Origin of the sequence: Massilia sp. Root133, from assembly GCF_001426525.1 — a bacterium.
Classification (GTDB): domain Bacteria; phylum Pseudomonadota; class Gammaproteobacteria; order Burkholderiales; family Burkholderiaceae_D; genus Telluria; species Telluria orientalis.
This window is the reverse complement of record NZ_LMEW01000012.1, coordinates 476,614-497,332: the sequence shown is the minus strand read 5'-3', so window position 1 is coordinate 497,332 and position 20,719 is coordinate 476,614. Positions and strand designations below refer to the sequence as shown.

18 protein-coding genes are annotated in these 20,719 nt (G+C 66.7%); 2 read left to right on the top strand and 16 right to left on the bottom strand.

Annotation, left to right across the window (positions count from 1 at the left end):
* Nucleotides 1–57 precede the first annotated feature (57 nt).
* The 10 genes from phoR to alr all read right to left on the bottom strand — a co-directional run bounded on the left by phoR (nt 58) and on the right by alr (nt 10,100).
* The gene (gene phoR, locus ASD28_RS12880; protein WP_056127961.1) at nt 58–1,350 is read right to left on the bottom strand and encodes a phosphate regulon sensor histidine kinase PhoR; all 1,293 of its coding nucleotides are present in this window, start codon (nt 1,348–1,350) and stop codon (nt 58–60) included.
* A 13-nt stretch (nt 1,351–1,363) separates the two neighbouring features.
* Nucleotides 1,364–2,056 (bottom strand): response regulator, encoded by a 693-nt coding sequence (locus tag ASD28_RS12875; protein WP_056127958.1) that lies wholly within the window; start codon nt 2,054–2,056, stop codon nt 1,364–1,366.
* 3 nt (nt 2,057–2,059) lie between these two features.
* Nucleotides 2,060–2,764 (bottom strand): phosphate signaling complex protein PhoU, encoded by a 705-nt coding sequence (phoU, locus tag ASD28_RS12870; RefSeq protein WP_056127954.1) that lies wholly within the window; start codon nt 2,762–2,764, stop codon nt 2,060–2,062.
* A 35-nt stretch (nt 2,765–2,799) separates the two neighbouring features.
* The gene (gene pstB / locus ASD28_RS12865) at nt 2,800–3,609 is read right to left on the bottom strand and encodes a phosphate ABC transporter ATP-binding protein PstB (protein ID WP_082579132.1); all 810 of its coding nucleotides are present in this window, start codon (nt 3,607–3,609) and stop codon (nt 2,800–2,802) included.
* A 22-nt stretch (nt 3,610–3,631) separates the two neighbouring features.
* Nucleotides 3,632–4,498 carry a phosphate ABC transporter permease PstA gene (pstA, locus tag ASD28_RS12860; protein ID WP_056127952.1) on the bottom strand — a complete coding sequence of 289 codons (867 nt, stop codon included), beginning with the start codon at nt 4,496–4,498 and terminating at the stop codon, nt 3,632–3,634.
* Complete coding sequence (pstC, locus tag ASD28_RS12855) at nt 4,498–5,430, bottom strand: phosphate ABC transporter permease subunit PstC (RefSeq protein WP_371770033.1); 933 nt, start codon at nt 5,428–5,430, stop codon at nt 4,498–4,500. Before pstC ends, pstA begins: the two co-directional genes overlap by 1 nt.
* 206 nt (nt 5,431–5,636) lie before the next feature.
* Nucleotides 5,637–6,680, bottom strand: a complete 1,044-nt coding sequence (gene pstS, locus ASD28_RS12850; RefSeq protein WP_056127946.1) for a phosphate ABC transporter substrate-binding protein PstS — start codon at nt 6,678–6,680, stop codon at nt 5,637–5,639.
* Nucleotides 6,681–7,187: 507 nt separating this feature from the next.
* The gene (locus ASD28_RS12845) at nt 7,188–7,508 is read right to left on the bottom strand and encodes a PilZ domain-containing protein (RefSeq protein ID WP_082577727.1); all 321 of its coding nucleotides are present in this window, start codon (nt 7,506–7,508) and stop codon (nt 7,188–7,190) included.
* A gap of 87 nt (nt 7,509–7,595) precedes the next feature.
* Nucleotides 7,596–8,975 carry a DNA repair protein RadA gene (gene radA / locus ASD28_RS12840; protein ID WP_056127940.1) on the bottom strand — a complete coding sequence of 460 codons (1,380 nt, stop codon included), beginning with the start codon at nt 8,973–8,975 and terminating at the stop codon, nt 7,596–7,598.
* 12 nt (nt 8,976–8,987) lie between these two features.
* Entirely contained in the window at nt 8,988–10,100 is a 1,113-nt protein-coding gene (alr, locus tag ASD28_RS12835) for an alanine racemase (RefSeq protein WP_056127938.1), read from the bottom strand.
* Between the two features lie 137 nt (nt 10,101–10,237).
* Between alr and lplT the strand changes: the two genes are divergently transcribed.
* On the top strand, nt 10,238–11,500 hold the full coding sequence (gene lplT / locus ASD28_RS12830) for a lysophospholipid transporter LplT (protein ID WP_056127936.1): 1,263 nt from the start codon (nt 10,238–10,240) through the stop codon (nt 11,498–11,500).
* Between the two features lie 99 nt (nt 11,501–11,599).
* On the opposite strand, the gene ASD28_RS12825 is transcribed toward lplT, so the two are convergent.
* Genes ASD28_RS12825 through tsaB form a run of 4 tightly spaced genes read right to left on the bottom strand, consistent with a single transcriptional unit; the run spans nt 11,600 to nt 14,694 of the window.
* Nucleotides 11,600–12,556 carry a DUF1853 family protein gene (locus tag ASD28_RS12825; protein ID WP_156404039.1) on the bottom strand — a complete coding sequence of 319 codons (957 nt, stop codon included), beginning with the start codon at nt 12,554–12,556 and terminating at the stop codon, nt 11,600–11,602.
* Nucleotides 12,540–13,502: a uracil-DNA glycosylase family protein gene (locus ASD28_RS12820; RefSeq protein ID WP_056127934.1), complete on the bottom strand. Its 963-nt coding sequence runs from the start codon at nt 13,500–13,502 to the stop codon at nt 12,540–12,542. Before ASD28_RS12820 ends, ASD28_RS12825 begins: the two co-directional genes overlap by 17 nt.
* Entirely contained in the window at nt 13,499–13,960 is a 462-nt protein-coding gene (gene rimI / locus ASD28_RS12815) for a ribosomal protein S18-alanine N-acetyltransferase (protein ID WP_056127931.1), read from the bottom strand. Before rimI ends, ASD28_RS12820 begins: the two co-directional genes overlap by 4 nt.
* Nucleotides 13,957–14,694 carry a tRNA (adenosine(37)-N6)-threonylcarbamoyltransferase complex dimerization subunit type 1 TsaB gene (tsaB, locus tag ASD28_RS12810; RefSeq protein WP_056127927.1) on the bottom strand — a complete coding sequence of 246 codons (738 nt, stop codon included), beginning with the start codon at nt 14,692–14,694 and terminating at the stop codon, nt 13,957–13,959. The genes rimI and tsaB overlap by 4 nt, the downstream gene beginning before the upstream one ends.
* A 62-nt stretch (nt 14,695–14,756) precedes the next feature.
* Here tsaB and ASD28_RS12805 point away from each other — a divergent pair, with 62 nt between their 5' ends.
* Nucleotides 14,757–15,185, top strand: a complete 429-nt coding sequence (locus ASD28_RS12805) for a thioredoxin family protein (RefSeq protein ID WP_056127923.1) — start codon at nt 14,757–14,759, stop codon at nt 15,183–15,185.
* On the opposite strand, the gene ASD28_RS12800 is transcribed toward ASD28_RS12805, so the two are convergent.
* Both ASD28_RS12800 and ASD28_RS12795 read right to left on the bottom strand, forming a co-directional pair.
* Nucleotides 15,186–17,513: a xanthine dehydrogenase family protein molybdopterin-binding subunit gene (locus ASD28_RS12800; protein WP_082577726.1), complete on the bottom strand. Its 2,328-nt coding sequence runs from the start codon at nt 17,511–17,513 to the stop codon at nt 15,186–15,188. It abuts the gene before it with no gap.
* The gene (locus ASD28_RS12795; protein ID WP_056127920.1) at nt 17,482–20,640 is read right to left on the bottom strand and encodes a bifunctional diguanylate cyclase/phosphodiesterase; all 3,159 of its coding nucleotides are present in this window, start codon (nt 20,638–20,640) and stop codon (nt 17,482–17,484) included. Before ASD28_RS12795 ends, ASD28_RS12800 begins: the two co-directional genes overlap by 32 nt.
* Nucleotides 20,641–20,719: the final 79 nt, after the last annotated feature.

Here is a 20,719-nt window from a genome sequence, read left to right as displayed (position 1 = left end):
TCAGGGCCTCAGGCCGCAAGACCGTCGCCCCTGCGCAGGCAGGGGCCCAAGTTGTCGTTACCCAGGCAGCGACGTATTCGGCAGCGTGGCCGTAAACACGCTGCCCTTGCCCGGCGTGGACCGGATCGCGAGCTTGCCGCCGTGGCGCAGCAGCACGTGCTTGACGATGGCGAGACCGAGGCCCGTGCCCTGCGTCTCGCGCGAGCGGCTCTTGTCGACGCGGTAGAAACGCTCCGTCAGGCGCGAGATGTGCTGCTCGTCGATGCCGATGCCGTTGTCGATCACTTCGAAACGCAGGTCGTTCGGGCCGCGCAGCCAGCGCAGTTCGATCCGGCCGCCTGCCGGCGTATAGCGCACGGCGTTGCTGGCCAGGTTGCCGAACGCGCTGCGCAGCTCTTCGCTGCTGCCCATCACGTCCGGACCGTCGACGGCGAAGTCGATCTCGTGGCGGCCGTTCGACAGCGCGCGCGCGTCGTTCGCCACCTGCGCGACGAGGGCGCGCACATCCACGCGCTCGCGCTTCAGGGGATACTCGTCCGATTCGAGGCGCGACAAGGTGAGCATGTCCTCGATCAGCCGCTGCATGCGCTGCGCCTGTTCCGTCATCAGCATCAGGTGCGCGGTGCGGGTCTTCTCGTCCAGGCCCGGGTCGGCGAGCGCGATCTCGAGGAAGCCGACGATCACCGTCAGCGGCGTGCGCAGCTCGTGCGATGCGTTGGCGATGAAGTCGCGGCGCATCGCTTCGATGCGGTCGGTGTCCGTCGCGTCGTGCGTGACGAGGATCTGGCGCCGGTTCTCGAACGGAATGATCTGCACGATCAGCTTGCGGCCGCGGATCGACAGCGTGAGTGGCTGTTCGTAGCGGCCAAGGATCAGGTAGTCGATGAATTCCGGGTGGCGGATCAGGTTCGTCACGCGCCGGCCCTTGTCCTGTTCCAGCGTGAGGCCCAGGTGGCGCTCCGCCGTCGGGTTGCACCATTCGAGGAACAGGACGTCGTCCATGATCGCCACGCCTTCCGGCAGCAGATGCATGGCCTGGCGGAAGCGCGCGAGCCATTCCGTCAACTCGTCGCGGTTGCGTTCGTCGTCGCGGCGGAGGCGGTACAACCGGGCGAAGACGTCCGTCCACGCGCCCCACCCGTCCGGCAGCTTCGTGCTCTGCGGGTCGTCGAGCCACTCGCCCAGCTTGTGCAAATAGGCCAGTTGGGAAATCAGCAGGCCGAGCGTGATGAGCAGCGCGAGCGCCAGCCCGGAGACAGGACCCAGCAGCCACCACGCGATGCCGGCGACCGCGAGCATCAGGGCCAGGCGCAGCAGCGCCGGGACCCAGAACATGACGCGAGGATTCAAGCGGACGACCTTTCTATTTTTCTTTCTCGCTCAGCATGTAGCCCACGCTGCGCACGGTCTTGATCAGCTTTTCCGCTTCCTTCAACGCCTTGCGCAGGCGGAGGACGTGGACGTCCACCGTGCGTTCCTCGACGGCCGCGGCGTCGCCCCACACCTTGTCGAGCAGCTGGCTGCGCGAAAACACGCGCTCGCGGTGCGCCATCAGGAATTTCAGCAGGCGGTATTCGGCGTTCCCCATATCGAGCTGGCGGCCGTCCAGGGTGACCGTGCAGCTGGCCGGATCGAGCATGACCGGACCGGCCGACAGCGGCGCCTCTGCCAGGTGCGGGCTCTTGCGGCGCAGCAGCGCTTTCGAGCGGGCCACCAGTTCGCGCGGCGAGAACGGCTTCGTCACGTAGTCGTCGGCGCCGGTATTGAGCCCCGCGATCTTGTCCTCTTCCATGCTCTTCGCCGTCAGCATGATGACGGGGATGTCCTGGAAATCGCGGTCGCCGCGCAGGCGCGACAGCAGGCGCAGGCCGCTCTGGTCGGGGAGCATCCAGTCCAGCAGCAGCAGGTCGGGCCTGCCGTGCACGATCGAATCCCAGGCCGACGCCACGTTCGCGGCCGTGCGGATATCCCAGCCCGTCTCGCGCAGCGAATAGCTCACCAGTTCGACGATCGCCGGCTCATCTTCGACAATCAGGACGCTCGTGTTGGCCGCCATCGATCACCCTTCTCCGCCGGCCGCGACGGCTTGCGGTTTGCTATGACGAATATCCCTGCCCTCGACCACGTAGATCACGTACTCGGCGATGTTCTTCGCGTGGTCGCCGATGCGCTCGATCGCCTTCGCGACCCACAATACGTCCAGCGCCGACGAGATCGTGCGCGGGTCTTCCATCATGAACGTGATCGTACTGCGCATGATGGTGCGGAACTCGTGGTCGATGACGTCGTCCTGGGCGATGATCTGCACGGCCGCCTTGCCGTCCAGGCGCGCGAACGCGTCCAGCGCGTCGTGCAGCATGTCGGCCGTGGCGCGCGAGATCGTGCGCACCGTCTCGTAGTGGTTAAAGCTGACCATGCCGCGCTCGTGCAGGCTCTTGGCCGTGCGGGCGATCTTGGCGGCCTCGTCGCCGATGCGCTCGAGGTCCGTGATCACCTTGATCGTCGCCATGATCGTACGCAGGTCGTTGGCGGCCGGCTGGCGGCGCACGATCAGGTGGCTGCAGGCGTCGTCCAGCTGCACTTCGAGCTGATTGACGGCGTGGTCGTCCGCCACGACCTTGTCGGCCTGCTCGGTGTTGCCGACGCGGAACGCATTCACCGCCTCGTCGAACTGCGTTTCCACCATGCCGCCCATGAGCAGCACTTTCGACCGGATCGCTTCCAGTTCCTGGTCGTACTGCTTGGAAGAGTGCTCGCCTACCATGTGTCCATCCTGTTCAATTTGGTTATCTTACCGCATCAGCCAAAGCGACCGGTGATGTAGTCTTGGGTTTCTTTTCGTACAGGGTTCAGGAACAGCTGGTCGGTCTCGCCGAATTCCACCAGTTCGCCCAGGTACATGTACGCCGTGTAGTCCGAGCAGCGCGCGGCCTGCTGCATGTTGTGCGTGACGATGGCGATCGTGTAGTCGCCCTTCAGTTCGCTGATCAGTTCCTCGATCTTGGACGTCGAGATCGGGTCCAGCGCGGAGGTCGGTTCGTCCAGCAGCAGCACGTCCGGCTTCACCGCGACGCCGCGCGCGATGCACAGGCGCTGCTGCTGGCCGCCGGACAGCGACAGGCCGCTCTTGTTCAGCTTGTCCTTCACTTCGGTCCACAGCGCGGCCTTCTTCAGCGCCCATTCCACGCGCTCGTCCATCTCGCCCTTGGACAGGTCTTCGTACAGGCGCACGCCGAACGCGATGTTGTCGTAGATGGACATCGGGAACGGCGTCGGCTTCTGGAACACCATGCCGATCTTCGCGCGCAGCATGTTCACGTCGACGCCAGGCTCCAGGATATTCCGGCCGCGGTACCGGATGGCGCCCTCGGCACGCTGGCCCGGGTACAGGTCGTACATGCGGTTCAGCGTGCGCAGCAAGGTCGACTTGCCGCAGCCCGACGGGCCGATGAATGCCGTGACCTGCTTGTCGTGGACGTCCAGGTTGACATTCTTCAGGCTCTTCGTCTTACCGTAATAAAAGTCCAGGCCGGAGATCTCGATCGTCTTGGTCTTCGGCTTGGCGTTGGTCGCCGGCGGCGTCGGGGTGGACAGGGTCTGGGTCATCATGGGATCTAGGGTCTTCGTCGATTTATTGCGGGTTCTTTTGGCGGAACAGGGTCCGCGACAGGATATTCAGGAGCAGCACGCTGAACGTCACCAGCAGTGCGGCGCCCCAGGCGAGGCTGCGCCAGTCTTCGTACGAGCTCATCGCGAACAGGTAGATCGCCACCGGCAGGTTGGCCATCGGCTGTTTCATGTCGAGGCTGAAGAACTGGTTGTTCAGCGCGGTGAACAGCAGCGGCGCCGTCTCGCCGGCGATACGGGCCACGGCCAGCAGCACGCCGGTCACGACGCCCGCCTTCACGGCGCGCAGGCGCACCATCATCGCCACTTTCCAGCGCGGCGCGCCCAGCGCGAACGCCGCTTCCAGCAGGCTGTTCGGCACCAGGTGCAGCATGTTGTCGGTCGTGCGGACGACGACCGGGATCGCGATCAGCGACAGCGCGATCGTGCCCGCATAGCCGGAGAAATGCCCGAAGCGTGCCACGCACAGGGCGTACACGAACAGGCCGACCACGATCGACGGTGCCGACAGCATGATGTCCGTGACGAAGCGCGTGACGGCGGCGAACTTGTTGTTCTGGCCGTACTCGGCGAGATAGATGCCGGCCAGGATGCCGACCGGCGTCGAGATCGCCGTGGACAGGCCGACCATCATGAGGCTGCCGACGATCGCGTTGCGCACACCGCCCGGGCTGCCCGGCGCCGGCGTGTCCATCGTGAACAGCGTGTGCGACAGTGCGCCGAAGCCATTGACCAGCAGGGTCTCCAGGATCCACAGCAGGAAGCCGAGGCCGATTGCCATCGCCAGCACGGACAGCGCGATGCCGATGCGGTGCGACAGCAGGCGGCGGCGATACACCGAATTGACAGGGGAATTAACTGCGGCATCCATTACTTCACCCCTTCCTTGCGGGACATCCCGACGAGCATCAATTTGGCGGCCGACAGCACGATGAACGTGATGGCGAACAGGATCAGGCCCAGCGCGAACAGCGAGGACACGTGCAATTGCGAGCTGGCTTCGGCGAATTCGTTGGCCAGCGTCGAGGAAATCGAATTACCCGGCGCGAACAGCGACAGCTTGATGTCGTTGGCATTGCCGATGACGAACGTGACGGCCATCGTCTCCCCCAGCGCGCGGCCCAGGCCCAGCATCACGCCGCCGACGACGCCGGCGCGGGTGTACGGCAGCACGATCTTGCGCACGACTTCCCATTTGGTGCAGCCGAGGCCGTAAGCGGATTCCTTCAGCACGGCCGGGACGATCTCGAACACGTCGCGCATGACGGAGGCGATGAACGGGATGATCATCACGGCAAGGATGATCCCGGCGGTCAGGAGGCCCAGGCCCATCGTCGGGCCCTGGAAGAACGGGCCGATGAACGGCAGCACGCCCAGCGTCTTTTTCAGGAACGGCTGGATGGTGTCGCCGAACAGCGGCGCGAACACGAACAGGCCCCACATGCCGTAGATGATCGACGGCACGCCGGCCAGCAGTTCGACGGCCATGCCCATCGGGCGGCGCAGCCAGGCCGGGCAGATCTCGGTGAGGAACAGCGCGATGCCGAAGCTGATGGGGAAAGCGACGAGCAGCGCGATGATCGACGTGACCAGCGTGCCCGTGATGGCGATCAGCGCGCCGAATTTGTCGTTGACGGGATCCCACTCGTTGGTGATGAGGAAGGATGCGCCGAATTCGCGGAACGCAGGCGCCGCGCCGATCGCCAGGGAAATGATGATGCCCACGAGGACGATCAGGACGCTCGCGGCGAACAACAGGGTCACCTTGTGGAAGATGAAGTCCTGGATGCGCTGCACGCGCATGGTATTGCGCAGTGCGACGTTGCGGGCTTCTTCCTGCAACGCGGCCTGGCCGGCCTCGTCGGCGGCGAGCGCGGGGTGTGCGTTCATGTGTTTGTCCAATTTATTACCTAGAAGCAAAAACGCGTCACTCCCACCTGCCCGACCTCGCGCCGGGAGGTGGGAGCGACGCTACCCACGCAGGGATTGCTCACCTTGGGTTTGCCCGATTACCAGATCGCCTTGCCCGAACCGTCTTTCAGGTTGTTCTTCCAGGCGGCTTCCACCAGCTTGGTGACGGACTCCGGCATCGGCACGTAGTCCAGCTCGTTGGCGGCGGCGGTGCCGCTCTTGAAGGCGTAGTCGAAGAACTTCAGGACTTCCTTGCCCTTGGCGCCATCGGCCTGCGACTTGTGAACGATGGCGTACGTCACGCCGGTGATCGGCCATGCGTTCTTGCCCGGCTGGTCGGTCAGGACGACGCCGAAGCCCGGTGCCTTGATCCAGTCCGCGTTGGCGGCGGCGGCCTTGAAGTTGTCGTCGTCCGGCTGCAGGAAGTTGCCGTCGCGGTTCTTCAGCTGGGTGTGGGCCAGCTTGTTCTTCTTGGCATATGCCCACTCGACGTAGCCGATCGAGCCCTTGATGCGCTGGACGTTGGCGGCGACGCCGTCATTGCCCTTGCCGCCCACGCCGACAGCCCATTTCACGGCGGTGCCCGCGCCGATCTTCGCCTTGAAATCCGGATTGGTCTGCGACAGGAAATTCGTGAACAGGAACGAGGTGCCCGAACCGTCGGCGCGGTGCACGACGGTGATGTCTTCGGCCGGCAGTTTCACGCCCGGGTTCAGGGCGGCGATGGCCTGGTCGTTCCACTTGGTAATCTTGCCCAGGTAGATGTCCGCAACCACCGGACCGGTCAGTTTCAGCTGGCCCGGCGCCACGCCGTCCAGGTTGACGATGGCGACGACGCCGCCCATGATGGTCGGGAACTGCATCAGGCCCGCTTCGTTCAGCTCTTCGACCGGCAGCGGCATGTCCGATGCGCCGAAGTCGACGGTCTTGGCCTTGATCTGCTTGATGCCGGCGCCCGAGCCGATCGATTGGTAGTTCAGGCCATTGCCGCTGGTCTTCTTGTACATCTCCGCCCATTTCGCGTAGATCGGGTAGGCGAAGGTGGAACCAGCACCGGTGATGTCGGCGGCCAGGGTCGCGGTGCTCGCGAACGCGGCGGTGGTGCCGATGATGATGGTTGCCAGCAGTTGCTTCATGCGCATATCAAGGTCCTTTGGTTAGGTGTGACACGGTTGATGCTGCGCAGTGTAGTGAGCAAATATGACGGCTTTATGACATGGCCAACCTGGCCATATGACATGCGGGATGCATCATGTGACGGCCCGAAAAAACATGTCACACAGCCCTGCGTGCCTTGTCACAATGTGCGGCTCCACCCTCTCCCACCGTCGAGAAAAGTGCCTTGTAAATACTTTTTCTTATGCTAATTTGAAAGTGTTTATGCAGTATGGAGGAGTAGTCCTACAATCTCGAATGACAGATGAGGGGGGAGCGCTCAACGGCGTTCGAACGGTATGTTATTCATTACAGGGATGCTGACCGGGATGGTCGTCCTCGTGCTGTATGGGGTGATTTCCGAAGGCATCGGCAGTTCACAAAAGTTGCACGACCGCTATCACGAATAGCATTGGGGGCCGCAGAGGTCTCATCAAAGAAAAAGCGGCGGGGCCCAAGGCACCCGCCGCTTTTCTTGTCAACCGGCCAATGAATCAGCGCAGGAAGCGTGACACCTGGCTCATCGCCGCCAGGTCCAGGTTCATGAACTGCAACCCGGCCTTGAATTCACCATTGCTGAAAATACAATACATCACCTTGACGCGCCCATGCAGGGGGAACGGTGTGCCGTCGACGAGCAGGTCGAAGCCGACCTGGCCCGTCTGCCCCGCCTGCAGCGGATGCGGCACGGTAATGCTGACGCCATTGGCGCCGATGTCGGATGTACGTCCCTGGACGGGGGCCTGGCCTTCCATCGCCAGGACGGCCCGCACCTTCAGGATCTTGCGTGCGGATTGCCTCTGATCTATTGCCACGATTAACCTGTGAGCCTTTTAAAAACGAGGTGGCATTATAGGTGCAAACGATAACCTTGCGTGTTACCGCTATTTAAGTTACGGCGATCAGTCGAGCTCGCGCAGCTTGCTGAATGCTTCATCGATCCGCTCGACGGCCACGATGTTCATTCCCTCGATCTTTTGCTTCGGCACATTGGCTTTCGGGATCACGGCGACGGAAAAGCCCAGCTTCGCCGCCTCGCGCAAACGCTCCTGCCCACGCGGGGCGGGACGGATCTCGCCGGCCAGGCCCACTTCGCCGAACACGACGAGGCCGCGGGGCAGCGGCTTGTTGCGCATCGACGAATTGATCGCCAGCAGGACGGCCAGGTCGGCCGCCGGCTCCGTGATCTTGACGCCGCCCACCGCGTTGATGAATACGTCCTGGTCGAACGCGGCGATGCCGGCATGGCGGTGCAGCACCGCGAGCAGCATTGCGAGGCGGTTCTGCTCGAGGCCGACGGACAGCCGGCGCGCGTTCGGCAAATGACTCGCGTCGACGAGCGCCTGCACTTCGACCAGCAGCGGCCGGGTACCCTCCTGCGTCACCATCACGCAGGAACCGGGCACCTGGTTGTCGTGTTGCGACAGGAATAGTGCGGACGGGTTCGACACGCCTTTCAGTCCCTTTTCCGTCATCGCGAACACGCCCAGCTCGTTGACGGCGCCGAAACGGTTCTTGATGGCGCGCACGAGGCGGAAGCTGGACTGCGTATCGCCTTCGAAATACAGCACGGTGTCGACGATGTGCTCCAGCACACGGGGCCCCGCGAGCGCGCCCTCCTTCGTCACGTGGCCGACGAGGATGATCGTCACGCCCGTCTGCTTGGCCACGCGCGTGAGCTGCGCCGCGCATTCGCGCACCTGCGAGACGGAACCGGGGGCCGACGTCAGCGCATCCGAGTACAAGGTCTGGATGGAGTCGATGACGGCGACGTCCGGCTTGAGGTCGGCAATGGTGCCGAGGATTTTTTCCAGCTGGATCTCGGCCTGCAGCTTCAGGTCTTTCGCCTCGACCTGCAGGCGGCGCGCGCGCAGGGCGATCTGGGCGCCGGATTCCTCGCCGGACACGTACAGCGTGCTGCGCGCCGCGGCCAGGTTCGCCAGCGCCTGCAGCAGCAAGGTCGACTTGCCGATGCCGGGATCGCCGCCGATCAGCACGACGCCGCCCGCGACGAGGCCGCCGCCCAGCACGCGGTCGAATTCGTCGATGCCGGTGCCGAAGCGGGGCACGTCGATCGCCTCGATGTCGGCCAACGACAGCACGGGGGCCGTCTGCGCCAGGCTTTTATGCATATGCGGCGCCTGCGACATGCGGTTCAGGCCGGCGGTCTCGACCTGCTCGGTCATCGTGTTCCAGGCCTTGCAATCGGCGCATTGGCCGGTCCAGCGGCTGGCGACGCTGCCGCAATCGCTGCAGACGAAACTGGTACGGGGTTTAGCCATGATTCCTTTTATTTACAAGACGGGATCGCACCCGAGCGGCGCCTCGGCCACGCGTACGCGCGGCGCCACGGCGCACATCAATTCATAGCCGATCGTGCCGGCGGCCTGCGCCACCTCGTCGATCGGGAGACCATCGCCCCACAGGGTGACCTTGCTGCCCACGCGCGCGTTCGCAATGGGCGACAGGTCGACGGCCATCATGTCCATCGACACCCGGCCGACGAGCGTCGTGCGGATGCCATCCACCAGCACGGGCGTGCCGTGCTCGGCGTGGCGCGGGTAGCCGTCCGCATAGCCGCAGGCGACGACGCCCACCGTCATGGTCCGGTCCGCCTGGAAGCGGCTGCCGTAGCCCACGCTGTCGCCCGGCTCGATGTGCTGGATGCCGATGATTTCCGATTTCAGCGTCATCGTGGGCAACAGGCCGTAATCCTTCGCCGAGCGGCCGCCCGGGGTGCCGCCATACAGCATGATGCCGGGACGGACCCAGTCGCTCTGCAATTCCTGGACGAGCTCCGCCGTGTGCAGCACGCCGCCCGAATTGGACAGGCTGCGCTCGCCCGGCAGACCGTCCGCGCCCAGACGGAAGCGGCGTACCTGCTCGCCGATCGACAGGCGCGGATGCTCCAGCTCGTCCGCGTTCGCGAAATGCGTCATCAAGGTGATGTTGCGGATGCCCGGGATGGCGCGCAGCCGCTGGTACGCCGCGGCGAACTCGTCCGGGCGGAAGCCGAGGCGGTTCATGCCCGTGTTCATTTTCAGGTGCACGTCGATGGGACGGTAGAGCTGGGTGTACTCCAGCATCTTGACCTGCTCGATGCAATGGACCGTGCTGTTGACATTATGTTCAGCCAGCAAGGGGATGTCCGACGTGTCGAAGATTCCCTCTAATAACAGGATCGGCTTCACCCAGCCCAGCTCGCGCAGGCGCAGCGCGTTTTCCGTTTCGATCAGGGCCAGGCCGTCGGCCTGCGCGAAGCCGCGCATGCCCCGTTCCAGGCCGTGTCCATACGCATTCGCCTTCACCACCGCCCAGACGTTCGCCTGCGGCGCACAGGCGCGCGCACGGGCCAGATTGTGCTGCATGGAGTCGAGGTGGATGGTGGCGTGCAGGGGACGTGGCATGGCTTGCAGATGGGGGCGACGGCTGAGAACGAAAGGTTTATTTTACTCCCGGCAGTGAAATGCCGTATTGTCGATTCCTTGGGCTAAGCGGTCTTTCATGGTATAAAGCAACCCATCCAGTTTTTTGAACCTTTCGAATGAACCGTGGTTTTTATACCATCATGGCGGCGCAGTTCTTCTCGTCGCTGGCCGACAACGCGCTGATATTTGTCTCGATCGGTCTGCTAACGGCGATGAAAGCCCCGGCTTCGCTCACTCCGCTGCTGAAGCTGTCGTTCGTCTTGTTCTACGTCCTCCTGGCGCCATTCGTCGGCGCGTTTGCCGATTCGATGCCCAAGGGACGGGTGATGTTCACCGCCAATTTAATCAAGGTTTTCGGCTGCTGCCTGATCTTCTTCGGCGCGCACCCTCTCATCGCCTGCACCGTCGTCGGCTTCGGCGCCGCCGTCTATTCCCCCGCCAAATACGGCATCCTGACCGAGCTGCTGCCGGCCGAACGACTCGTCGCGGCCAACGGCTGGATCGAGGGCCTGACCGTCATGTCCATCATCCTCGGCGCGGCCATGGGCGGCGCCCTCGTCAGTGCCCACGGCAGCGCCTGGCTGATGACGCTGGACGTGCCCTATATCGACACCGGCATCAACTCCTCGACCAAGGCCCAGCTCGCCGTGCTGATCGGCGTGTACGCGCTGGCGGCCGGCTTCAACCTGCGCATCCCGGACACCGGCGCCCGCTACGAGCACCAGGAACGCAATCCGGCCAAGCTGATCGCCGATTTCGCCGACTGCTCCGCCACGCTGTGGAAAGACAAGCTGGGCCAGATCTCGCTGGCCGTGACGACGCTGTTCTGGGGCGCCGGCGCGACGCTGCAATTGATCGTGCTGGAGTGGGCCAAGCGCTCGCTGCACATGTCCCTCGACAAGGCGACGGGGCTGATCGGCGTCGTCGCCATCGGGTCCGCGATCGGCGCGGCGATGGCGGCGAAGATGATCCCGCTGAAGAAATCGCTGACCGTGATCCCGCTCGGCATCATCATGGGCCTCGTCGTGACCTCGATGACGATCGTGTATTCGCTGCCGATCGCCGTCGTGCTGCTGCTGCTCATCGGCCTCCTGTCCGGCTACTTCGTCGTGCCGATGAACGCCCTGCTGCAGCACCGCGGCCACGTGCTGATGAGCGCCGGCCACTCGATCGCCGTGCAGAACTTCAACGAGAACCTCTCCATCCTCACCATGCTGGCGCTGTACGCCATCATGATCACGCTGAGCCTGGACCTGGACATCATCATCGTCCTGTTCGGCCTGTCGCTGGCCGGCATCATGTGGCTGATCGGCCGCCGCCACGCGGCGAACCAGCGCGAGCACGACTCGCTCGCGCTGATCGGCGAGCACAAGCACTGATTCAAGGCGTCAGTCGTAACACCGGGGTCAGAGCCCAAATTTCGGCAAGGTCCATAACGCAATTTCCAAAAACCGGGCTCTGACCCCGGTTTGCGGCGGTTAAGGATGCAGGCGGGCGTTGGCGCGGTCGCGCCAGTCGTCCGGGACGATGAAGCCTCGTTCGAATTCCACGATGTTGTCCGGCTCTTCGCGCACGAGCGCCACGAGCACGGGCGCGCTCGAGGCCATGAAGTGGTCTTCCAGTTCCGCAGCCAGCTGGGCCTTGTCCAGCATCCACACAGCCGATTGCGCGCGGAACGGCGGCAGCCATTGCAGGCGCGGCAGGATCAGGAAGCGGTCGCCGGGCAAGGCATCGAGTTCGGCCAACGGGCACCAGAAGCCGCGGCAATGGCCCGCCGTGATGCCCTGCATGGCCTGGTACGTCCCGCGCGGATAAAACAGCCAGCCCTTGACGAGCGCGCGCGCCGCGACGACGGGCCGCGGCAGCACGTCCTGCGCGGCCGGGTGGCTGCCCAGTTCGAGCTGGCGCTCGAACACCTTGCGCATCTTGCGGCCGAGGCTGTCGGCCAGGTTCGGACCGACGAACGTGTCGAAGCCCGTCGTGGCATCGCCCTGCAGCAGGTAGAATTTGGTGGCGAACTCGATGTGCTCGACGCCGCCCGCATTCCCCCCACCCTCCGCATCCAGCAGAAAATCGAACTCGCCGACGGTGTCGTTGCGGCTGGCCCGTACCTGCAGGCCGTGCGCGACGAGGCGGCCCTGGTGCGCGAAATAAAAGGCCATCAGCTTTTCCGCGTACAGGCCGAGGCGCGTATACATTTTCGAACCGAGTGCCGCGTCCAGCGGTGCGGGATCGGCATCGAGTTCGGCCAGCCAGCGCGCCGTCTCTTCCGTCATCGGACCGAGCGTCGCGATGCGGCCTTCCCAGTGCGGGTCGTGGATATCGAGGAGGTCGGGGGCGTCCAGCAGCCAGGCCAGCGCCCGCACCCGCGCACGCCGCAGATGGCGCCAGCGGCGTTCGAACAGAGCCTGGTACGTGTCAGCCTGAGCGCGCACGGGCGTTCCTTGCCCTGCACAAGTCGGCCCACGCGAGGGCCTTGTCGGCGCCGCGCCGCAGCAGTTCGCCCGGATGCAAGGTAGCCACCAGGTTCACCGTGCGTCCGCCCGTCTCCAGCGCGTGAGCGCTGCCCCGCGCGCCGGCCAGCGGTTCCGGCAGCGGGCGGCCCAGCAAGGTGTTGGCGGCGATCTGGCCCAGCGTGAGCACGGTCTGCGCTCCGGTCAGCGCGACTTCCCGTTCGAGGTAGGGACGGCACGCGGCCGCCTCCTGCGGCGTGGGCGCGCGCTCGCCGCCGTTCGGCGTCGTCGGGCGGCACTTGATCAGGTTCGTCACGTAGACGTCGCGCTCGCGGCCCATGCCGACGGCGGCCAGCATATTGTCCAGCAGCTTGCCGGAATCGCCCGCGAGCGGGACGCGCGCCTTGTCATCGGCAGCCGTCGTGGCCCCGGCCGCGACGACCCAGCGCGCCTGCTTCGCGCCCGTGCCCGGCACCGGCGCGCGCCCTTCGCGGCACGCGCTGCAGCGGCGGCACGCGGCGATGGCGATGGTGAGCTGGTCCCAGTCCATGGCCGCGATTTCTTCCGGCGTCGCGTCGCTCGGCAAGGCGGCATCGTCCCAGGCGGAATCGTGGTCGGCCGGCGGCGCCAGCGCGGACACGGATTGCGCGACGGGTTGCAGCGGCGTCGGTCCGGGCGGACGCGGCCCCGCCGGCGCAGGCCGTGGCGGGAGCACGGCCGGCACCGGCTGCGGCGCGGCCGGCTCGGCGACCGGCGCCAGTGCGGACGCCGACTGCGCCACCGGCTGCAGCGGCGTCGGTCCCGGGACGATGGCCACGTCGGCCTCGACGGCAGCGGCAGCAGATGCCGGCGCCGTGCGCAACTGCCACAGCGGCCCGAGGCCCATCTCGTTCAGGAAGATGGCGTCGCGTTCGCTGACACCGTTCATAACACATACCTCATCACGATCGCATCCTCGCGCCGCCCTTCGTGCGCGGGATAATAGCCCTTGCGGCGGCCGATCTCTTCATAGCCGTAGCGCCGGTACACCTCGAGTGCGCGCGTGTTCGACGGCCGCACCTCGAGCAGAATCGACGCCATGCGCTCTGCCCGCGACCTGGCCGCGATGCGGTCCAGCAGATAGCGCCCGACGCCGCGCCCGTGCAGCGGCGCCGCGACGGCCACGTCGAGCAGATGGGCTTCGTCCAGCGCATACATCAACAGGAAATACCCGGCCAGCGCGCCCGTCGGCGCGCGCAGCACCCAGGCGTCGTAGCCGCTCGCGAGCGAGTCCATGAAGTTCGCGCGGCTCCACGGATGCGGAAATACGCTGCATTCGAGGGCATGCACCTCGTCGACGTCGCCCACGACCATCGGGCGCAGTTCCAGGTGCGCGACCTCCGTCATCGCGCATCCGCCTTGGCCGCGTTGATGGCCTGGCGTTCGGCGCTCGTGTACGCGACCTTGTTGCGCAGGTAGAGCGGTTGCGCCTCGTCGGCCGGCACCGCGCGGCCCGCCGCCAGTGCAGCCACGCCCAGCACCGCGAATTCGCGCGCATGCGGCAGGATGTCGCCGTGCGCACCGGCCGCAAAAGGCGCGTCCGCGAAGGCTTCCGGATACGCCGCGAAGCCATTTCCGCACGCGGCCAGGCCGTCGACCATCTCCGGCGCGACGGCGCCCGGCGCGCTCAGCGCAGGCTCGCGCACGGCCTGCCATGCGCCGGTCCAGCGGTACTGCGCCCAATAGACTTCGCCCATGCGCGCATCCAGCACGGCGAGCACGTCGGCCGCGCCCGTGCGTGCGCGGCACGCCTCGGCCATCGCTTCCAGCGTCACCAGCGGCAGCACGGGTTTGCGCGCGCCAAACGCGAGACCCTGCGCCACGCCACACGCCGTGCGCACGCCCGTGAACGAACCCGGACCGGCGCCGAATGCGATCGCGTCGCAGTCGGCCAGGGCGATGCCGGCGTCGCGCAGCAGTTCCTGCACCATGGGCAGGACGGACTGCGAATGCGTGCGTACGCCGGACGATTCGCGGGTCAATACGCGGGTCAATAGAGGGGTGTCCGCGCCGTCCGCGCTGTTCAATAACGCGCAGGACGCCAGCTCGGACGAGGTTTCGATGGCGAGGATGATAGGCATGGCGTATTGTAACCCGGCGGCCCGGCCAGCCAAAAGCGCGGAACCGTTGTAGAATCGCGCCCATGTCCAGTCTGACCCTCGAGCCCGATACCCGCGACCAGGTCGCCGCCGCCCTCCACGGCGACGGCTGGATCGTCGCCTGCCTGTGCGCCGCCTGGTGCGGCACCTGCTCGTCCTACCGCGCCGCGTTCGACGGCCTGGCCGCGCGCCATCCCGACAAGACCTTCGTCTGGATCGACGTGGAAGACCAGGCCGACATCGTCGGCGACCTCGACGTCGAAAACTTCCCCACGCTGCTCGTGCAGCGCGGCGATGACGTCGCGTTCTTCGGCACCATGCTGCCGGATCCGAAAGTCGCCGACCGGCTGATCCAGGCGCAGGCGGAGCTGAGCAGCGCCGAACTCACGCGCCAGGCGGCCTCCACGCCGGAACGGCAGGCGTGGCAGCGCGAGTGCAACCTGCGCACCCTCATCGCCAACGCCGACGAGTGATCAACTCAAGCGCAGCGGCAGGCTGCGCAACCGCTGCCCCGTCAGCTTGAACACGGCGTTCGCCACGGCCGGCGCGACGGGCGGCACCGCGGGTTCGCCCATGCCTTCCGGCGGTTCCGCACTCGGTACGATGATGGTCTCCACCTCGGGCGCCTGCGCCATCCGCAGCACCGGATAATCGCCGAAATTCGTCTGCTGCGGCTGGCCATCCCTGAACGTGATTTCCCCCGCCAGCGCAGCCGACAGGCCGAACACGACGCTCGATTCGACCTGCTGCGCGACGATGTTCGGATTGACGACGAGGCCGCAATCGACGGCGCACACGACCTTGTGCACACGGATTTCCTTGTCTTCCACCGACACTTCCGCGACCTGCGCGACAACGGTGCCGAACGACTGGTGCACGGCGACACCGTGCGCGCGGCCGTCCGCCGGCGTCCCCGCGCGCGCGAGCGCGGCGTCCAGCACGGCCAGGTGGCGCGGATGGTCTTTCAGCAGCACGCGCCGCCACGCGACCGGGTCCTGCCCCGCAGCATGCGCCAACTCGTCCGCGAAGCTCTCCTTGAAGAACGCGTTGTGCGAGTGGCCGACCGAACGCCAGTACCCGATCGGCACGGCGCTGTCGACGGTCACGTGGCGGCTGCGGCGGTTCGCGATCGCGTACTGCAGGTCGTACTCGCCCTCGGCCGTCGTCTTGTCCGGACCGACGCCGGGCAGGCCGAGATTGCGCGGGAAGTACTGGTGGCCGATGGCGCCGCTCGCCAGCTTGCTGTCCCACGCGAGCACGCGCCCGTCCGCGCCGACGTGCGCCGTGTAGCGCGCCAGCGCGGCCGGGCGGTAGACGTCGTGGCCCGTGTCGTCCTCGCGCGTCCAGAGTAACTGCACCGGGCGGCCGCGCGTCTGCATGGCCACCGCGACGGCCTGCGCCACCATGTCCGTCTCCAGGCGCCGGCCGAAGCCGCCGCCCAGCATCGTCACCTCGATGGTCACGTCCTCGCGCGCGACGCCCGCAACCTTCGCCGCCACGTCCACCGCGATGCTCGGAACCTGCGTGGGCGACCACAGCGTTACTTTGCCGTTCAGGACCTGCGCCGTGCAGTTCTGCGGTTCCATCGTCGCGTGCGCGAGGAAGGGCGCGCGGTATTCGGCCTGCACGGTGCGCGTGCCCGCGAGTTCGGCCGCATCCTGGCTGCCGGCCTCGAAATACGCATGGCCCGATTCTTCATCGAGCGCCTTCGCAAAACCGGCGAACACGGACTCGCTCGACAACGCGGCATGCGGGCTCGCGGTCCACTGCACGGGCAGCGCCAGCGCGGCCTGCCTGGCCTGCCACCATCCCTTCGCCACCACGGCGACGCCGGCGCCCGCGCCGGACAACGGCGCGAGCGCGGACGACACGTCGACGACGTGCTCCACGCCCGGCAGCGCCGCCACCTTGCCCGCATCGAACCCCGCGACACGCGCACCCAGCACGGGCGCCATGCGCAGCGCCGCGTACAGCAGGCCTTCCGGCCGCACGTCGATGCCGAACACCGCGCGGCCGTTGACCTTCGATGGCGCGTCGCGCCGCGGCACGGGCTTGCCGATCAGGCGGAAGTCCGCGGGCGTCTTGAGGCGGACGTCGTCTGCATCGATGTCGCCGCCCAACGCGGCCGCGCGCCGCGCCAGCAGGCCGTACGGCGCGCGCCGTCCGTCCGGATGGAGCACCATGCCGTCGCGCGTCGACAGCGTCTCAGGTGTCGTCTTCCACTGTTCGGCGGCCGCGCGCAGCAGCATCGCGCGCGCGACGGCGCCGGCCGTACGCATCGTCGGCCACGCATCCTTCACGCTCGTCGAGCCGCCCGTGAACATGATGCCCAGCTCGCGCGCCACCTTGCCCGCGACCCAGCGTGCGCCCAGCTGGAAGTTGCCGGCATCGTCCGGATGGAACGGCAGGGTGTCGCGCAGGACGGTGAGGTTGGCGAAGATCTTGTCGATGGGCGCCTGCACGACGCGCACGGCTGCCAGCGGCGCGTCCAGCTCCTCGGCCAGCAGCACGGGCAGCGCCGTGTGCACGCCCTGCCCCATCTCGCTGCGCGGGACGACGACGTCGATGGTGCCGTCGGGGGAAATCGCGACCCAGCCGTTCAGGGCAACGGTGCGGGCATCGTGCACGGCAGCCGGCTCGGTCGCGCGCAAGCGCTGGCGCGGCGGCGCCACGCCCCAGCCGACGACGAGCGCCGCGCCCGCGGCCAGGCCGCCCAGCAGGAACCGGCGCCGGCCCCCGCGCACGGTGCGTACCGGACCGCCGTCCTCCTTATCCGAACCTGGTCCGCCCGTGTCCCGCATCGTCCTGCCTCCATGTCTCCAACAATTCAGCCGGCTCCACCGGCCGGCCGTACAGATAGCCCTGCGCGCGCCGGCAGCCGTGGCGCAGCAGGAAGGCCGCCTGCTCGGCGGTCTCCACGCCTTCCGCGATCACCGCGAGATCCATGCTCTTGCCCAGCTGGACGATGGCGACCGCGATCGCCTCGTCGTCCTTGTCGGCAGGGATGTCCTTGATGAAGCTGCGGTCGATTTTCAAGGTCTGCACCGGCAGCTGCTTCAGGTACGCGAGCGACGAGTAGCCCGTGCCGAAATCGTCGATCGCCAGTTCGACGCCCAGCGCGTGCAGGTCGTTGATGTACTGGAGCGCGTCGCCCGTATTCATTATCACGGACTCCGTCACCTCCAGCTGCAGCCGCTGCGGCGCCAGGCCGGTGCCGGCCAGCGCGCACGCCACGAGCGGTGCGACGCTGCCGCGGTCGAACTGGCGTCCGGACAGGTTCACCGCCACCTTGGGCACGTACAGCCCGGCCTTCTCCCAGCATACCACCTGGCGGCACGCCTGTTCCAGCACCCAGGCACCCAGCTGGCAGATGAAGCCGATGTCCTCGGCGAGCGGGATGAAGCGCGCGGGCGGCACGTGGCCCAGTTCCGCGCTGTGCCAGCGCACGAGGGCCTCGACGCCGATCAGGCGGCCCGTCTCGATCTCGACCTGCGGCTGGTAATGCAGGCGGATCTCGCCCCGCTCGATCGCGCGCCGCAGCAGGCCTTCCATGCGCAGTCTCTCGGCCCCGTCGCCGTCCATCGACGGCGCATATAGCTGGTAGCCGTTGCGGCCGCGCGCCTTGGCATGGTACATGGCCACGTCGGCATTCCGGATCAGCATGTTCATGTCGGCGGCATCCTGCGGGAACAGGCTGATGCCGACGCTGCCCGTGACGAACAATTCGTAGTCCGACACGAGCACGGGCCGCTCGAACAACTGCATCAGCTTTTCCGCCACCAGGCGCGCGCCGCGCGCGCCGTCGACGTCTTCCAGCAACACGATGAATTCGTCGCCGCCCAGGCGCGCCAGCGTGTCGCCGTCGCGCAGGCACTCGGCCAGCTGGCCCGCGACCTGCTTCAGCAGCTCGTCGCCGATGTGGTGGCCGAGCGTGTCGTTGACGGTCTTGAAGCGGTCGAGGTCGATGAACATCACCGCGAGCTCGCGGTTGTTGCGGGCCGCGCGCACCATCGCGTGCTGCAGGCGGTCGTGGAACAGCAGGCGGTTCGGCAGGCCCGTGAGCGGGTCGTGGTGCGCCAGGTGGTCCAGCTTGTCCTGCGATTCCTTGACCTTCGTGATGTCGGAAAATACGCAGACGTAGTGCGTGACGGCGTCGGCATCGTCGCGCACCGCGGACACGGTCAGCCACTCGAGGTACGTCTCGCCGTTCTTGCGGCGGTTCCGGAGTTCGCCGCGCCAGAAGCCCGTCTCCGCCAGGTCGGCCCACAGCGTCTCGGAGAACCCGGCGTCGTGGCTCGCCAGGCGCGTGAGGCTCGAATGCGTGCCGACCGCTTCGCTCTCCGTGTACCCGGTGATCTGCGTGAAGGCGGGGTTCGTCGCGACGATCTTGCCGTGCAGGTCGATCACCATCACGCCGTCGGCGATGTGTTCCAGCACGGTGGCCGACAGGCGCAGCTTTTCCTCGGTCTGGCGCCGCTCCGTGATGTCGGCGAACACCCAGATGCTGCCGTCGTCCTGGCGTTCCGGGTCGAGCGCGCGGCCGCTCACGGTGCACCACACCAGGCTGCCGTCGCGGCGGCGGAACTGGCGCTCGTCGCCGAAATCGCCGCCGCGCGCCAGCACGGGTTCCGCCACCTCGATGCCCTGCACGTAATCCTCGACGGTCGGGAACAGCACGCCGATCGGATCGCCCAGCAGCTCGCCCTCGCCGTAGCCGAACAATTCGTCGAAGCGGCGGTTGGTCGACACGACGCGGCGCTCGCGCACGTACATGATGCCGAACATGACGTTGTCCAGCACCGCGCCCTGCTCGGCCAGCAGCGCCTCGATGCGCATCTCGTTGTATTTGCGCTCGCTGATGTCGGAGATGATCCCGTCGATCCAGAACGCGGCGTTGTCGTCGAAGCCGACCGGCTGGCCGCTTTCCAGCACCCAGCGCTCGATGCCGGCGGCGTCCGTGATGCGGTATTCGATCTCGTAAGGCCGCACGGCCAGCACGGCCTCCTTGACGAAGTGCCGCTGCATCTTGCGGTCTTCCGGGCAGATGACGTCGGCCCAGCGGTCCGTGTGCGCGCCGATGAATCGAGCCGCAGGATAGCCGGAGATGTCTTCGATGGCGTCGCTGACGAAGTCGATCAGGCCACCCGGCCGGGCGCGGAACACGGCGCCCGGCACCTGCGTGACGATGGTGCGGAAGCGTTCCTCGCGCCGCGCGATGTCCTGGAACAGGTCGCCGATCGCGATCCGCATGTGTTCCAGCTGGCCGCCGAGCCGGCCCAGTTCGTCGTTCGTGGACAGCGCGAGCGGCGCGTCGAACTGGCCGCGCGACAGGTGGTCGGAAAAGCTCATCAGGGTGCCCAGCGGCGCCAGCAGGCGGCGCCGCAGCAGCATCAGGATCAGCAGCAGCGACACGCCCAGCTGCACGGCCAGCACCAGCGCGTAGCGCACCTGCTTGGCGCGCAACGATTGCTGGCTCAGGCTGTCGTCCATCTCGACCGTCACGTGGCCGATCGGCTGGCCGTGCACGACGACCTCGCGCTCGGCGCGCAGCACGTGGCCGGCGGGCGCGGCGGCCGCGCGGCGGTCGATGAAATCGCCCTCCGCCTGCGCGCCCACGTGCACGCGCACGACGGCCGGGTCGCGCATCAGCGAATCGACGAGCGAGCGGGCCGCGTCGATGTTCATGTTCCACAGCGATTCCTGCATGCCGAGGGCGAGGATGTCGGCATTGCGCTGCAGGGTCTCGTCCAGCTCGCGGCGCGCGGCCTGCTGTTCCTGCACGCCGATCATGAGGTAGCCGCCCACGACGGCCGGTATCGCCAGGCCGCCGGCCACCAGCACGAGCAGCGCGGCGTACAGCGAGCGGCCGTACAGCCGCGCGAGGCGCGACGGTAACGCGGACAGGGCGGCACGAGATATGAAGGCCATGGCGGACGGATGCGGTGCCGGTCAGCCTGTGGCTGATACGACAACTTTATGTGGTAAATCAATAAGTTAATGCTTTTTT

Excerpts from the sequence above, each read along its gene's own strand:
- ASD28_RS12875 (WP_056127958.1), bottom strand. The coding sequence starts at position 2,056 with ATGGCGGCCAACACGAGCGTCCTGATTGTCGAAGATGAGCCGGCGATC.
- ASD28_RS12805 (WP_056127923.1), top strand. The coding sequence starts at position 14,757 with ATGTCCAGTCTGACCCTCGAGCCCGATACCCGCGACCAGGTCGCCGCC.
- lplT (WP_056127936.1), top strand. The coding sequence starts at position 10,238 with ATGAACCGTGGTTTTTATACCATCATGGCGGCGCAGTTCTTCTCGTCG.
- radA (WP_056127940.1), bottom strand. The coding sequence starts at position 8,975 with ATGGCTAAACCCCGTACCAGTTTCGTCTGCAGCGATTGCGGCAGCGTC.
- ASD28_RS12820 (WP_056127934.1), bottom strand. The coding sequence starts at position 13,502 with ATGAACGGTGTCAGCGAACGCGACGCCATCTTCCTGAACGAGATGGGC.
- ASD28_RS12795 (WP_056127920.1), bottom strand. The coding sequence starts at position 20,640 with ATGGCCTTCATATCTCGTGCCGCCCTGTCCGCGTTACCGTCGCGCCTC.
- pstC (WP_371770033.1), bottom strand. The coding sequence starts at position 5,430 with ATGCGCGTGCAGCGCATCCAGGACTTCATCTTCCACAAGGTGACCCTG.
- pstS (WP_056127946.1), bottom strand. The coding sequence starts at position 6,680 with ATGCGCATGAAGCAACTGCTGGCAACCATCATCATCGGCACCACCGCC.
- tsaB (WP_056127927.1), bottom strand. The coding sequence starts at position 14,694 with ATGCCTATCATCCTCGCCATCGAAACCTCGTCCGAGCTGGCGTCCTGC.
- rimI (WP_056127931.1), bottom strand. The coding sequence starts at position 13,960 with ATGACGGAGGTCGCGCACCTGGAACTGCGCCCGATGGTCGTGGGCGAC.
- pstB (WP_082579132.1), bottom strand. The coding sequence starts at position 3,609 with ATGATGACCCAGACCCTGTCCACCCCGACGCCGCCGGCGACCAACGCC.
- pstA (WP_056127952.1), bottom strand. The coding sequence starts at position 4,498 with ATGGATGCCGCAGTTAATTCCCCTGTCAATTCGGTGTATCGCCGCCGC.
- ASD28_RS12800 (WP_082577726.1), bottom strand. The coding sequence starts at position 17,513 with ATGCGGGACACGGGCGGACCAGGTTCGGATAAGGAGGACGGCGGTCCG.
- alr (WP_056127938.1), bottom strand. The coding sequence starts at position 10,100 with ATGCCACGTCCCCTGCACGCCACCATCCACCTCGACTCCATGCAGCAC.
- phoU (WP_056127954.1), bottom strand. The coding sequence starts at position 2,764 with ATGGTAGGCGAGCACTCTTCCAAGCAGTACGACCAGGAACTGGAAGCG.